This is a genomic window from Halobellus captivus (assembly GCF_007655485.1).
Lineage (GTDB): Archaea > Halobacteriota > Halobacteria > Halobacteriales > Haloferacaceae > Haloquadratum > Haloquadratum captivum.
In genome coordinates, this window is sequence record NZ_VJXQ01000004.1 from 155,266 (window position 1) to 168,485 (window position 13,220).

Annotated in this window: 13 protein-coding genes and 1 pseudogene; 7 read left to right on the forward strand and 7 right to left on the reverse strand. The window is 60.3% G+C overall.

The features are described from left to right. Positions 1-31 precede the first annotated feature (31 nt). Positions 32-187 carry a C2H2-type zinc finger protein gene (locus FJT57_RS12145; protein WP_144905597.1) on the forward strand — a complete coding sequence of 52 codons (156 nt, stop codon included), beginning with the start codon at positions 32-34 and terminating at the stop codon, positions 185-187. A 277-nt stretch (positions 188-464) separates the two neighbouring features. On the opposite strand, the gene FJT57_RS12150 is transcribed toward FJT57_RS12145, so the two are convergent. The 5 genes from FJT57_RS12150 to FJT57_RS12170 all read right to left on the reverse strand — a co-directional run bounded on the left by FJT57_RS12150 (position 465) and on the right by FJT57_RS12170 (position 4,813). Continuing rightward, the gene (locus tag FJT57_RS12150) at positions 465-1,193 is read right to left on the reverse strand and encodes a DUF2270 domain-containing protein (protein ID WP_144905599.1); all 729 of its coding nucleotides are present in this window, start codon (positions 1,191-1,193) and stop codon (positions 465-467) included. A 226-nt stretch (positions 1,194-1,419) separates the two neighbouring features. Beyond that, on the reverse strand, positions 1,420-2,415 hold the full coding sequence (locus FJT57_RS12155) for a hypothetical protein (protein ID WP_144905601.1): 996 nt from the start codon (positions 2,413-2,415) through the stop codon (positions 1,420-1,422). Then, positions 2,408-2,605: a DUF4177 domain-containing protein gene (locus FJT57_RS12160; protein WP_203229165.1), complete on the reverse strand. Its 198-nt coding sequence runs from the start codon at positions 2,603-2,605 to the stop codon at positions 2,408-2,410. The genes FJT57_RS12155 and FJT57_RS12160 overlap by 8 nt, the downstream gene beginning before the upstream one ends. A gap of 338 nt (positions 2,606-2,943) precedes the next feature. Beyond that, complete coding sequence (locus FJT57_RS12165) at positions 2,944-3,492, reverse strand: hypothetical protein (protein WP_203229166.1); 549 nt, start codon at positions 3,490-3,492, stop codon at positions 2,944-2,946. An 82-nt stretch (positions 3,493-3,574) separates the two neighbouring features. Continuing rightward, entirely contained in the window at positions 3,575-4,813 is a 1,239-nt protein-coding gene (locus FJT57_RS12170) for an integrase (protein ID WP_162524342.1), read from the reverse strand. A 389-nt stretch (positions 4,814-5,202) separates the two neighbouring features. Here FJT57_RS12170 and FJT57_RS12175 point away from each other — a divergent pair, with 389 nt between their 5' ends. The 5 genes from FJT57_RS12175 to FJT57_RS12195 all read left to right on the forward strand — a co-directional run bounded on the left by FJT57_RS12175 (position 5,203) and on the right by FJT57_RS12195 (position 10,357). After that, positions 5,203-6,216, forward strand: coding sequence for a thiamine pyrophosphate-dependent enzyme (locus tag FJT57_RS12175; RefSeq protein WP_144905821.1), 1,014 nt, complete (start codon positions 5,203-5,205; stop codon positions 6,214-6,216). Then, entirely contained in the window at positions 6,216-7,229 is a 1,014-nt protein-coding gene (locus FJT57_RS12180) for an alpha-ketoacid dehydrogenase subunit beta (protein ID WP_144905604.1), read from the forward strand. The genes FJT57_RS12175 and FJT57_RS12180 overlap by 1 nt, the downstream gene beginning before the upstream one ends. Positions 7,230-7,233: 4 nt before the next feature. After that, on the forward strand, positions 7,234-7,506 hold the full coding sequence (locus FJT57_RS12185; protein WP_144905606.1) for a lipoyl domain-containing protein: 273 nt from the start codon (positions 7,234-7,236) through the stop codon (positions 7,504-7,506). 11 nt (positions 7,507-7,517) lie between these two features. Continuing rightward, positions 7,518-8,225 carry a 2-oxo acid dehydrogenase subunit E2 gene (locus FJT57_RS12190; protein ID WP_144905608.1) on the forward strand — a complete coding sequence of 236 codons (708 nt, stop codon included), beginning with the start codon at positions 7,518-7,520 and terminating at the stop codon, positions 8,223-8,225. A gap of 107 nt (positions 8,226-8,332) precedes the next feature. Then, positions 8,333-10,357, forward strand: coding sequence for an AMP-binding protein (locus tag FJT57_RS12195; protein WP_144905610.1), 2,025 nt, complete (start codon positions 8,333-8,335; stop codon positions 10,355-10,357). A gap of 109 nt (positions 10,358-10,466) precedes the next feature. Here FJT57_RS12195 and FJT57_RS12200 read toward each other — a convergent pair whose 3' ends face one another. Both FJT57_RS12200 and FJT57_RS12205 read right to left on the reverse strand, forming a co-directional pair. Further along, entirely contained in the window at positions 10,467-11,429 is a 963-nt protein-coding gene (locus tag FJT57_RS12200) for an alpha-ketoacid dehydrogenase subunit beta (protein WP_144905612.1), read from the reverse strand. A gap of 6 nt (positions 11,430-11,435) precedes the next feature. Further along, positions 11,436-12,584, reverse strand: coding sequence for a thiamine pyrophosphate-dependent enzyme (locus FJT57_RS12205; RefSeq protein ID WP_144905614.1), 1,149 nt, complete (start codon positions 12,582-12,584; stop codon positions 11,436-11,438). Between the two features lie 278 nt (positions 12,585-12,862). Here FJT57_RS12205 and FJT57_RS12210 point away from each other — a divergent pair. Next, positions 12,863-13,220, forward strand: a pseudogene (locus FJT57_RS12210) (amidohydrolase family protein); the annotation flags it as partial.

Consider the following 13,220-nt stretch of genomic DNA (forward strand, 5'->3'; position numbering starts at 1 on the left):
GCCATTATTGCGGACGTCGTATCGGAATTCGATGTCGAAGCGTCATCACCGGTGTAACCTCTGTGGCAAAGAATTCGAGACGGGTGCGAACCTCCGGGAGCACGTCGAGCGCCGACATCCAAAATCGGACGTCCACTGGTGGGTCGTCGCCGAGGAACCGGAACAAGAGCTCAAATTCGAGCGGTAGTGAGACGGTCAGTGTCGTTGAGACTGGTGGTCGTACTGGAGACACCACACCACCCGTGACTTCAGCCGATCACGTCGTTCGCGGCGGCGTCCGACACGAGCACCGCGTGTTCTTCGCGCACCGTTTGTCGGACTGTGAGATTCCGTTCATCTGCGGACTGGCGAATATCGACGACGTGGTCTGTCGTTCCGATCGTCGGAGTTGGGACACCCCGCCGGTCCCGTCTGAGTGTGTTGTGGTGGGAGTGGTCTGATCGTCAGGCGCTGGATTTCTATTGTCAGCCACTGTCGTTCTCATCCTCTTTCCACGCCTCTGGATCGCCCTCGCGAAACTCCCCTTTCGCATGCCGTTCACGGGGCCAGAGTGCGATTCCGAGAACCGCAACGAAGAACGTAGTGACGACTCCGACAACGACCACACCGGGGACGGCGGCGATCGCGGCGCTCGTGAGCCAGTCCTGTCGCGGGGTGAACGCCGAGATACGGAAGAGCCAGGCGGCGAGCAATACCCCTAGCAAGGCGAGATAGATGCGTCGAAGGCGGTTGGCGAGTGCCTCCCCGAAGGTGACTTTCAGCGTCGGCATCCGATAGTCGTTACTGAGCTCCACTCGCCAGTCCGGGTGTTCGACGCCCCTTGATGGGTCGAGCGCGTTCGCGAAGAGGTTCTGCTGGAGCATTCGAATGCGAGACCGGTAGACGTCGTAATCCCGGTATCGACGCGCTTCGATCCCGAGGAAGATAGTGACGACCACGACGCCCACCAGCAGAATATAATGCGGGTTGTCCCCGCTGGAAAACGCCCACGTCAGAATCGCTGCGATGACAGTTACCGCCCAGGTAGTCGCCTGATCGAGACGCTGCCGCCACGTCGTCGCCTGGTCCAATTCGCCGCGGTAGGCGTGTGCCATCACCGATCCCAGACCCGTGCTCTGCTCGACCATTTTCCGCCCGATCTCCCGCTGGTCACGTTCTGTCGGGTCGATATCGTCTGAGTTCGACTCAGTCATACGAGTGACTACGGCTTCCGGTCCCATAACCAGTGCGTGCTGGGCCCACAACTGCGAAGGGACGACTGCGGGCGGTGGCGACCGACCGAACCGGAGATCGCGAGATGATGCTGCTGGCACGGTGATGGACTCACAGGGACCGAACGCCTCCATAGGAGCTCTGGAAACACTCTTTCACGGGCTCTGTGGGCGAGCGGCGTAGCACGCGTTTGAATCCGGTAGTCGGTTAGCTCAGAATGAGCGGCCCCATCGAGAGAGTCTGTTTGGCGAGCGTTGCGAGCCGTAGGATATAGGATGTGAACAAGAGAAATGGCAGCGCCGAGATGGCAAACGCGGCGCTAACAACCCAGAGAATGCTCTCGATGCCGAGGAACGTGCCGGTGAACGTCGTCGGATCGGCGAAGACGACCATCCCCCCAGCGACGGTGAGTGCGACGACTGCGGCGTACAGGATGGCTCGTGAGAGTTTCACCAGCGCCCACTGGATGTAGAGGTCTTTGACGTACTCGCGGACCACCCCGTACATCGTAAGCGCTTCGAGCAAATTTCTGAACGCGCTCCGTTCCTCCTCAGTGAGAGAGTCTTCGTACTCCATCCCGAGCCAGCGGGCGTCGTGAATCTTCCGATCGTAGTTGTAGTCGAGTGCGGGCGATACGACGTCGAAGGTGCCGAAATCCGTGCCTTCGAGGTGGTTGCGTGCGTGGTCGGCGTTCTCCAACAAGTCGCTGACGTACTCGTCCACCTTCTTGGAGGCCTCCCGGTTTTCGGTCCGAGAGAGTGTGTCTCGCAGTGTCTTTGCCCGCTGTTCGGTCGTTTCGAGAAGCGCATCGATGTAGGCCACTGGATCGGTGGGCGTCGTCATCCCGAGAAGGCTGTCGGTGTTCTGGCGGAAATCCATCGTCACGTCCATCCGATTGCGTTGACTCCCGAGTGAACCGATTTCCTGGGAAAGGACGAGCTGATTGATCGTGACGACGAGCGTCGTTCCAGTGATGATCGCGCCGACGAGACCGGCGAACACCGTCTCGACCATATCGCTCGACTGCATCGTCGAGTGCAACGATACGGGCTTCATTACGCCCCAGAACATAAACACGAGGAAGATTAGGAAGGCAAGACCGCCAGCGACGACCCACCGGTTCGCACCGAGTAGCAACCAGAACAAGTACTTGTTGGCGTCTGTCCGCTCGCGTAGCGTGGTGTCCGTCGAGAGGTCACTCATACGAAACTGGCCGTTTGAACAGCAGTAGTTTCGTGCCGCCACGGTCGTAGCTGATCGTCCCCGCGAGTTCCCATCCCTCTGCACCAAGGCGATTGAGCTCGTCCGTCGGATCAATCGTCTCTCGCATAGTCAACCCCTTCGGCGGTTCGAGTGTCTTGTATTCCCATTGCTGGTACATCTCGGATCCCATACGTTGATTTCGGCCCTCACGGTGATGACTCTGCTGACCGGCTACTCCTGTATGTATGATCGAAACGGAACAGTGTGCCCGTGCATCGTCGTATCTGGGCTAGAAACCCGAGTGTTTATGCTCGGATCTACCTCATAACATAAAAGCGGTCTCTCGAATATTACATATAGGGGTCCAACAAGGCCGGTCTGTCAATATCCGTCCTCCGTCTTTGCACCGTCTCTGAATTAGATCCATATCGCGATATGTAGTTTATTTATGGCAGTAGGCGCACCATACCGTACAAAATCGACTACCGAAAATCGGCCGACGTGAAGCCACTCCAAGCAAACGAGCGGTCACCGATCCAAGAGTCCATCAAACTCTGCGGAGGACGCCTCCGCATCGGCGGGTGCTGCGTCCGAATCTCGGCCTTCAGGGTGGGCAGACGAATCCGATTCATCGTTGATCTCCGCCTCCGGAGTCCCCACGTGACATCGCACGGAGACGGAATCACCGTTCTGGACCGTTTCCACGGCCCACATCTGTCCGCACCCCAGAATCGTCCGCCAGTCTTCGTCCCGACGTTGGGAGACGGAAACGAGAATCTCGTTCGTTTCGGAATCGCGACCGGCGTACTCGACGCGGAGGAGTTCGCCGTAGACTTTGAGTCCCGAGGGTTTATCGAGTCGGGCAGCAGTGGTATCTGTTCGGCCGTCCGGGCCCTCAACGACCACGTCAACGACCGGAATATCCACATCCGGGACGGTAAACGTCACTTCCAGGGCGTTTTCGTCGATAGCGACCTCGGAGATTTCGAGAAACGATGCCGCGTTGCCTGTCGCTTCCGCAACCTGTTTCCGCAGCGATTCGAGCGGGAGTCGAACGGTATCACGTTCACCGGGCATTCTTTCGAGGGCCTACAACCGGGAGACGTATGACTTCTCCGGCGAATCCGAACCGAAAATCGCGAACTCGGTGACGGTTCGGTCAGAGACGGGGCTCGAAGACGGAGGCGAGTTCCTGACGTACGAGATCGCGCATCGCCTCCGCGCGGGCCTCTCGCCGGGTCCGTTCGTCGAGATAGTTTCGTTCGGAAACCGCGGCGTCGCTACTTCCCTGTGCTGCCGCGACAGCAGCGGTCCCCGCTTCTATCGAGGGTCGCTGTCGCCGGTATAGCCGGTACCACGTTCGTCGTCCCATCTTCGGTAACGGGTGGGAGCCGTCGATCTGGATGTTCGCCCGTCGACCGAGATCACGAAGCCACCGACGGGCAGTGGCCGTCGACATCGGGCGATCGACGGTCTGGCCCGGGAGGAGATAGCCGGTCCACCCCTCCCGTTCGGTGAGGTCACCGATGCGCCGTCGAGTGGCGTCGACACCGACCAAGATTTCCACCGTGTTACGCGTTCGTCGGGCGTTCTTCCGCTCGCCAGCCGCGAATTCGACGTACGGAACCGTACCGTCGTCAGGGTCGGGCGCTAACGTGAGCTGGTCGACGTGGAGCTCACAGGCCTCCACCGGTCGGAGCCCCCATCCGGCGAGTGCGAGCAGCAGAAACCGTTCGTCGGCGTCGGCTACGTCGAGTAGACCTTCGAGATCGGACTGAGACAGTGCCGGATGGTCGTACTTCGGATCCTCGTCCCAGCCGAACCGATTCAGCAGGTTCTCCGCGGGGTTGTAAATCCCTCGTCCCATCTCCACGACGAAGGTGTACCAGTTTCGCACCGCCGAGACGTACTTCTTTTTCGAGGCGAGTGTGCCGAGTTCGTCGTCGAGAACGCGAAAGGTGTCGCGAACGCGCGCGATCTCGTCCGGTCGCGTCGTCTCGTCGAGAAGTGGAGACAGCAAATCACTCGTTTCGTTGACGTCGCGATAGGTGGTTGCGTACGTCTTCAACCGTGATTTGCGGGGGTTGATCGTGGTCGCAGCGCGTCCGCGATCGCGTTCGAGTTCTTCCAGGTAGTCTTCGAGGGCACGAATCGTCGGCTCGTGGGAGATTCCCCATTCTCCTTCGCCATCGGTATCCGCGAGTGAGAGGTCGGCGACCTCGTAAAATTGGCTGGGCGACAGATCGTGATCTCGCCGCAGTCGTTCGACAAATCCCGAGTAATTCGACTTGAGCCACGCGTATGTGGGGGTTTCGATCGACGGATCGATATTCTGAGACGGGTCCTCACGGAGCCTCGGGACAATTTCGTCACGGTAAAACCGCGCAAAATCGGTCAAATCTTCGAATTGTGCGTATGAGTGCGTCATAGGGGTGAACGGAGGTCGCGTTGTGTGGGGCGAATTCGAAGGGCAGTGATTTCGGGTGATAGCGCATTAGTGTATGTTTACTTAGTATTTGTGGTGTGTGGTTGTCCCGGGCAGACAACTACACAACATACGTACACTGGCAGATTGTGTACTGTGATAGTATATTGTATTTCGCTATACCAAATTCCCTCCGTCGTCGACGAACTCTCAGTCGGACCAAAGCGGGTAGTAGAATGCACCTACTGTACGGTAGCACCGTCGTACGGTGGTATGAGACGCGTATCTGGTACATAACTACATTCCGTGTCAGTATGTTGTCTGCAACGATGCCACACGCCAGCGAAAATACTCTCACGCGGTTGTACGAGAATATGGTGACGGCACGGTACTACGAAGAGCGGCTGCAGGAGGAGTATCTGGAGGGAAAGCAGCCCGCGTTCGACATTTCGGCGGGGCCGATTCCCGGTGAACTACATCTCGCTGCTGGTCACGAGGCCGCCGGTGCGGGCGTCTGCGACCACCTTCGCGACGACGACATCGTGACCGCGACGCATCGACCGCATCATATCGCAATCGCGAAAGGCGTCGATCTCAAGCGTATGACCGCCGAAATTTTCGGGCGCGAAACGGGCCTCGGAAAGGGAAAAGGCGGTCATATGCACCTCTTCGATCCGGATGTGAATTTCGCGTGTAGTGGCATCATCGCGGAGGGATGCCCACCGGCGGTCGGTGGTGCACTCGCCGCGCAGAAGCGGAATACGGACAGCGTAGCCGTCTCCTACCTCGGGGAGGGTGCGATCGACCAGGGCGCGTTTCTGGAATCGCTGAACTTCGCGTCAGTTTTCGATCTGCCTGTCGTCTTCGTCATCGAAGACAACGACTGGGCGATCAGTATGCCGAAAGAGCGCGTGACGGACGTCGAGAACGGAGCGAAACGAGCGGACGGGTTCGAGATGCCAGGGGTGCGGGTCGACAGCGACGACGTACTCGACGTGTACGACGCCGCCGGAGAAGCAATCGGACGCGCTCGCGATCGAAATGGGCCGACAGTCATCGAAGTACAGGTTCACCGGCGGATGGGACATTTTATGGGAGATCCCGAAACGTACCGTCCCGAAGCGGATCAGGAGGCGGCCGCCGAGCGAGATTCCATCGTCCGACTGGAGTCGGACCTCCGCGAGGCGGGCGTCGAAGACGATCGGATCGACGAGATACGCGACGACGCCCATAGCCGCGTCGATGAAGCAATCGAGTGGGCGAAAGATCAGCCGCTCCCGGAACCGGGAGCCGCCCACGAAGATCTGTTCGTCAGTCCGGCGAGCGGCGTCACGGACAGCGAACCAGACTTCGAGGCCGTCGGGGGTGAAGAGTGATGTCCGGAGCGGAATCGACTCGCGAACTGACGATGAGCAGAGCGATGGTGTCGGCCATCGCCCACGAGATGCGCGAAAACGACGACGTGTTCTATATGGGTGAGGACGTCGCCGACTACGGCGGGATCTTCGATTCGACGCAGGGCCTCCGCGAAGAGTTCGGCTACGACCGCATCATGGACGTACCCATCAGCGAAACAGCGTACATCGGTGCGGCAGTCGGGGCCGCACAGGCGGGAATGCGTCCGATCGCTGAGCTGATGTTTGTCGATTTCTTCGGCGTCGCGATGGATCAGATCTACAACCAGATGGCGAAGAACACCTACATGAGCGGGGGTAACGTCTCCGTTCCGATGGTTCTCACTGCAGCCGTCGGCGGAACGTACAACGACGCCGCCCAGCACTCGCAGACGCTGTACGGGACGTTCGCACACATCCCAGGGTTGAAGATAGTCGTCCCCTCGACAGCGTACGAGGCGAAGGGACTGATGCACAACGCGATTCGTGACGACGATCCCGTGTTGTACATGTTCCACAAACGGTTGATGGGAATCGGCTGGATGCCCGCTCCGGACGGACCGAAAACGCCTGTTCCGGAGACTGACTATACGATTCCGTTCGGACGGGCCGACGTGAAACGCGACGGCGAGGACGTGACGATCGTCACGCTCGGCCTGCACGTCCATCGAGCACTGGAAGCCGCCGAAACGCTCGCTTCCGACGGGATCAGCGCCGAGGTAATCGATCTCAGGTCGCTCGTGCCACTCGACACCGAGACGATCGTCGAATCTGTCGAAAAAACGGGGAACCTCGTCGTCGTCGACGAGGATTACCGCTCTTACGGCGTGACCGGAGAAGTTACCGCACGTGTCGCCGAGGAGGCGCTCGACGCGCTCGAACGCGTCGAGCGCGTCGCCGTGCCAGACGTGCCGATCCCGTACTCGCGGCCGCTGGAGAAGGAGGTTATCCCCGGCACAGAAGACATCGTAAACGCTGCCACGCGGACACAGTGAGGATATGACCGAACACAACGAACGCGTGGCGGTACAACTGGACGAGTGGCCAGACGACGTCGAGAGTGACGAGGGCGTCGTCGTCAATTGGTTCGTAAGCGAGGGAGCGACAATCACCGAATCTGAGAGCCTCTGTGAGGTACAGATCGAGAAAGTCAGTCTGGACGTGTACGCCCCCGCCAGCGGGACGCTAACCGAGATCCGCTGCGGAGAGGACGACGAGTTCGAGCGCGGAGAGACGCTCGCGTGGGTCACGCCGACTCCGAGCGAGGACTGAATATCATAGAGATGAGTGAAGAATCCGCAGCGGAGAGAACCGTTCTGGAGGAGCGGACCTTGACGCCGATGCGAAAGACGATCGCGCGTCGTCTCGGAGAGAGCTACCGGGAAGCGGTCCACGTGACCGTGAACAGGACCGTAGACGCCGAACCACTACGTGCCGCAACGGACGCGGCAGCAGCGGACGAAACCGGGAGCACTCCGTCGGTGACAGACGTGATACTGTGCGCGCTATCGGAGACGTTAGCATCGCATCCGTCGTTCAACGCGACGTACGAAGACGAGACGCACAGACTCTACGACGAGCAGAACGTAGGGATCGCAGTTTCGATCGATGACGGGCTGGTGACGCCTGTACTCTCGGATCTGGCGTCGAAATCGCTGATAGAAGTCACAACCGCGCGCAGAAGACTGACCGAACGGGTCCAGTCCGGGGACTACACGATGGGTCTGTTCCGAAACGGGACGTTCACGCTGTCGAATCTCGGGCCGCTCGGCGTGGACTCGTTCGACCCGATCATCAATCCGCCGGAGGTCGCGATCCTCGGTCTCGGACGGATGACCGGTCGAGCCGTCGAATCCGAGGGGGCTGTCGAGGTCCGCCAACACCTGACGCTGAGTCTGAGTATCGATCACCGAATTCTCGACGGGGCCGACGCCGCGCGGTTTCTGGAAACCCTCGCAAACAACGTTGAAACCGCAGAGAAGTACGGGTGAGGTAAAATCGACTAATCCGCTACACGGGTTATTGAACGGCCGTACGTGACTGATCTAATGAATGCGAAAAATTATCACAATATCCGCAGAGACACCTATTAAGAAAGATGACAGATCGACCAACCGCTCCGTATCCGGTCGTTCACGAACCGAGTCGAAAGTGGATCGAATCGACCAACGTCTGGGAGTTTATGCAGACGTATGATATCGGCGACCACGAAGAGCTGATCGCGCGAACGACCGGAGACGGCGGAAACGAGGGACCGGCGGGCCTCGAATGGTTCTGGGACGAACTCGTCGAGTATTTGGATATCGAATTTTTCACGCCGTACGACCAGGTGTGCGACGACACCGACGGCCCGCAGTTCACGGACTGGTATCCCGGTGGACGGCTCAACATCGCGCACAACGTCCTTGACAGGCACGCGACCGTCGACAGTACTCACCGCGAGGAGAGCGCGGTGATCTGGGAGGGTGAACCAGGCGACGTCCGGGAGGTATCCTTCGGTGACCTCCACGCGCAGGCGAACCGGGTCGCCAACTACCTCGAATCGACCGGGGTCGACGTCGGCGACACCGTCGGACTGTATATGCCGATGGTCCCGGAAGTCGCCGCCATCCTCTACGGCTGTTTCAAGGTGGGCGCAATCGCCGTCCCGATCTTCTCCGGGTTCGGGGTCGACGCGACGGCGACGCGGATCGACGACAGCGAGTGTACCGTGCTGTTCACCGGCGACGGGTTCTACCGACGGGGGAGCGAGATCGAACTCAAAGGGACCGCCGACAGCGCGATCGAGGCGGCGGGCCACGTCGAGCACGTCGTCGTCTACGATCGACTCGGATCGCGTGACGGAGGCGGAGGCGCAGACATCCCGTGGCAGGGCGACCGCGACGCCTGGTGGGACGACGCCATCGGCACGGCGGACGATAGCTACGAGTCGGCGTCGTTGCCGTCGAACCAGGAATCAATGCTGCTGTACTCCTCGGGGACGACCGGGGAGCCGAAGGGGATCGTGCACACGCACGCTGGCGGCCTGCTCCAGCCAGCCAAGGAGATCCACTTCGGGTTCGATCAGCGGCCCGGCGATCGCTTCTTCTGGGTGAGCGATATCGGCTGGATGATGGGTCCGTGGACGCTCATCGGCAATCACGCGTTCGGGGGGACGGTGTTTATGTACGAGGGCGCACCGGACCACCCCGAACCGGATCGCCTCTGGGAGATGATCGACCGTCACGACCTCACGCAGTTCGGAATCTCCCCCACCGCGATCAGAGCGCTGCGCGGGCACGGTGACGACTGGGTCGAGTCGCACGACCTCTCGAGTCTCCGCCTGCTCGGTTCGACCGGAGAACCCTGGGATCGAGAGTCGTGGGAGTGGTTCTACGAGAAAGTCGGCGGCGGTGAGCGCCCTATTATGAATATCTCCGGAGGCACGGAGATCATCGGCTGCTTCCTGATGCCGACGCCCATCCAACCACTGAAGCCCTGTTCGCTGGGCGGCCCCGGTCTCGGGATGGACATCGATATCATCGACGCAGAGGGGAACAGCGTCGCCGAATCAAACGAGCGCGGATTCCTCGTGGCCCGTCGGTCCTGCCCCTCGATGACGAAGAGCCTCTGGAGCGGTGACGAACGATATCTCGCGGAGTACTGGTCGACGTGGGACGATCTCTGGGACCACGGCGACTGGGCGCAACAGGACGAAGAGGGGTTCTGGTTCCTCCACGGACGTGCGGACGACGCCCTCAACGTGGCCGGTCGGAAGGTCGGCCCGGCCGAGATAGAGGGCGTTCTCGCGGAGCACGAGGCGGTCACGCAGGCGGCGGTCGTCGGCGTTCCCGACGACACGACCGGGACGGCCGTGATCGCGTTCGTGATCCCCGACTCGGAGTACGAACCGACAGACGCGCTCGCGGAGAGGCTACGGACTCTCGTCGGTCGACAACAGGGGAAGCCGTTCCGTCCCCGGGAGATCTATTTTGTCGATGACCTCCCGCGGACGCAGTCGGGGAAGATCATCCGACGCGCCGTCAGAGCGGTGGCACAGCGCGATGAGCCAGGCGATCTCTCCTCGATGGAGAACCCGGCGGCACTCCGGGACCTCCGCGAGCGACTCGCCGAAGACGTGTAGTCGTTTTGGACCCGCCGTTGATATAGACTCGATCAGATCAGATCAGATCAGATCAGATCAGATCAGATCCAAATCGATATTTGAGAGAGTGGAAAATTCCGATCGGAGATTATTCGACGACGTGCTCGATCGCTTCGGCGATCCGCGGCGGGTGTGGGATGTAGTAATCCTCCATCGACAGGAGCGGCACCGGAATGTCGAACCCGGTGACGCGCTCGATCGGAGCCTCGAGGTACATCAGCACCTCGTCGTTGATCGTCGCGATGATCTCGCTCGCCCAGCCACCGGAGCGAGGCGCTTCGTGGACGACGACCGCCCGGCCGGTCTTTTTCACCGACTGGACGATCGTGTCGCGGTCCATCGGCGAGATCGTCCGGAGATCGATCACCTCGGCGTCGACGTCGACCTTCGAGACCGCCTCGAGCGTCTGCTGCATCATCGCACCCCACGAGATCACGGTGACATCTTCTCCCTCCCGGCGGATCGCGGCTTCGCCGATCGGAACCTCGTAATCGTCTTCGGGGACGTCCTCGCGGATCGACCGGTAGACGTGTTTGGGTTCCATAAACAGGACCGGATCGGGGTCACGAATCGACGCTTTGAGCAGCCCCTTCGTGTCGTATGGGGTACTCGGGATCACCACTTTGAGGCCGGGAATGTGCGCGTACGCGCCCTCCAGACTCTCGGAGTGGTGTTCGAGAGCACGAATCCCAGCCCCGTACGGCGTCCGAACCACGAGCGGGGCGCTCCACTCCCCGCGCGTTCGCCACCGCATCCGACTGGCGTGGGTCACGAGCTGGTCGAACGCCGGGGGGAGGAAGCCGGAGAACTGAATCTCCGCGACCGGACGCAGTCCGAACACCGCTAACCCGACGGCCCCGCCCGCGATGGCGATCTCCGAAAGTGGGGTGTCGACCACGCGAGTCCCACCGAACCGATCTTTCAATCCCTCAGTCGCCCTGAAGACGCCACCGGTCTCGGCGACGTCCTCGCCGAAGACGACGACCCGTTCGTCTCGCTCCATCTCCTCAGCCAGCGCCATATTGATGGCGTTGATGATAGTTTCAGGCATAGATACTCACCCCTTTGGTCGCCGCACAATATACTCCTCTAACTCGTCCAGTTCGCGGAGACTGCGTTCGAGTTCGGCCAGTTGCTCTTCGAGGGCGGGCGGCATCTCCTCGTAGAGGTATTTGAACATCTCGTCGATGTCTCGCGGGCCGTAGTCGTTCGCCGCCTCGATCGCCGCGTCGAACTCCTCGTCCACCTCGGCGACCATCGCCTCTTTGTCGACTTCATCCCACAGACCCTCGGATTTGAGGAACGTCTCGTAGCGCTCGATCGGGTCTCTGTCCAGCCACGGCTCGACCTCGTCGCGGTCGCGGTACTGCGTTGGGTCGTCGCTGGTTGAATGCCCCTCCCGGCGATAGGTGAGCCCCTCGAAGACAACCGGATTCCCCTGCCGAGCGAGTTCTCGCGCCTCGCTCATCGCGTGGTACGTCGCGAGAACGTCGTTGCCGTCGACGCGAATGCCGTGCACGCCGTAGCCGACTGCGCGCTGAGCGATCGAGTTCGCGTTCGTCTGTTTCTCGAACGGCGTCGAGATCGCCCACTGGTTGTTCTGACAGTAGAAGATGGTGGGCGCGTCGAGGACACCGGCGAAGTTAACCGCCTCGTGGAACGCACCGGTACTCGTCGCGCCGTCACCGAAGTGGGCGGTAACGACGGCGTCGGTGTCGGTGATGTTCATTCCCCAGCCGATGCCGGTGACCACCGGCAAGTAGCCGCCGACGGAGATGCCGATCATACAGTTACGCTGGGCGAGATATTTCTGTGCGTCGTCGATGCCGCGCCAGAAGAGCAGAATATCGCGCAGCGAGACGCCTTTCATCAGCATCGCGCTCGTCTCACGGCCCATCGCGAGCAGGTAGTCCTCGTCCTTGAGCGCGTACCCGCTGCCGACGATACTCGCCTCGTGCCCGCGACTCGATCCGACGGTTCCCATCTCGCCCCGTCGCTGGAGGTTGATCATCCGCTCTGCGTATCGCTTCTCGACGAGCATCCACCGGTAGAGGTCCACGAACTCCCTCGTATCGAGATCGGGGACGTCTTCGGAGTCATATTCGCCATTCTCATCTATTATCTGATATTTCGTGACAGGAAGATCGTCCTGTGTTATCCACGGGGCGTCCAGTTCGTCAGCCCCCTCTGAAGTGTTTTTAGTCATACGTCGTTCGGTCCGTATCGGTTGACTTATCGGGCTGATAATAAATATACCGAAGGACTGAACCCGCCGCTGTCGAGCGAGAACTGAGTCACGCACCTATTTGGGGCATCGTGCGAAGCCGTGTTGGGAGAGAGGTAAAACGCTATATGGATTCGTCAACGAACGGTAACGTATATGTGGAGACCTCACACCCAACACGAAATCGTATCAATCTATTCACAGGAGTTGGCATCACCAAATACACCGCGTTTACTCGGCTCAGTCACGGAGCGTGACCGATGATCGACGTATCCGAGGAGCGAGTCATCGACTGCGACTGGCACTATCAGGACTCGTTCAAGGAAGTCGCCGAGTATATGCCCGAACCGTGGCGCACGAAGTACAAAAACAGCTTCTGGGAGGACAGCGGGGTGACGCAGGCGCTCAGTTCGTTTTTCCCGACATCGACGGGCGACAGACAGAACTACGGGAAGGTTCTGCGCGAGCACTCGAATTACCCGGACGCGCCCGAGGAACCCGAGCGCGTCGGCGAGGGAATGGAATTCCTCGATATCGACGTCTCCCTGCAGATTTCGCATCTCATCCTCGCAATGGGCGGCATCACCGCCGACGACGAGCGCGTGCAGGCCTTCACCA

Coding starts and splice junctions, on each gene's coding strand:
- FJT57_RS12145 (WP_144905597.1), top strand. CDS start 32: ATGTCGAAGCGTCATCACCGGTGTAACCTCTGTGGCAAAGAATTCGAG.
- FJT57_RS12150 (WP_144905599.1), bottom strand. CDS start 1,193: ATGACTGAGTCGAACTCAGACGATATCGACCCGACAGAACGTGACCAG.
- FJT57_RS12155 (WP_144905601.1), bottom strand. CDS start 2,415: ATGAGTGACCTCTCGACGGACACCACGCTACGCGAGCGGACAGACGCC.
- FJT57_RS12160 (WP_203229165.1), bottom strand. CDS start 2,605: ATGGGATCCGAGATGTACCAGCAATGGGAATACAAGACACTCGAACCG.
- FJT57_RS12165 (WP_203229166.1), bottom strand. CDS start 3,492: ATGCCCGGTGAACGTGATACCGTTCGACTCCCGCTCGAATCGCTGCGG.
- FJT57_RS12180 (WP_144905604.1), top strand. CDS start 6,216: ATGTCCGGAGCGGAATCGACTCGCGAACTGACGATGAGCAGAGCGATG.
- FJT57_RS12185 (WP_144905606.1), top strand. CDS start 7,234: ATGACCGAACACAACGAACGCGTGGCGGTACAACTGGACGAGTGGCCA.
- FJT57_RS12190 (WP_144905608.1), top strand. CDS start 7,518: ATGAGTGAAGAATCCGCAGCGGAGAGAACCGTTCTGGAGGAGCGGACC.
- FJT57_RS12195 (WP_144905610.1), top strand. CDS start 8,333: ATGACAGATCGACCAACCGCTCCGTATCCGGTCGTTCACGAACCGAGT.
- FJT57_RS12200 (WP_144905612.1), bottom strand. CDS start 11,429: ATGCCTGAAACTATCATCAACGCCATCAATATGGCGCTGGCTGAGGAG.
- FJT57_RS12205 (WP_144905614.1), bottom strand. CDS start 12,584: ATGACTAAAAACACTTCAGAGGGGGCTGACGAACTGGACGCCCCGTGG.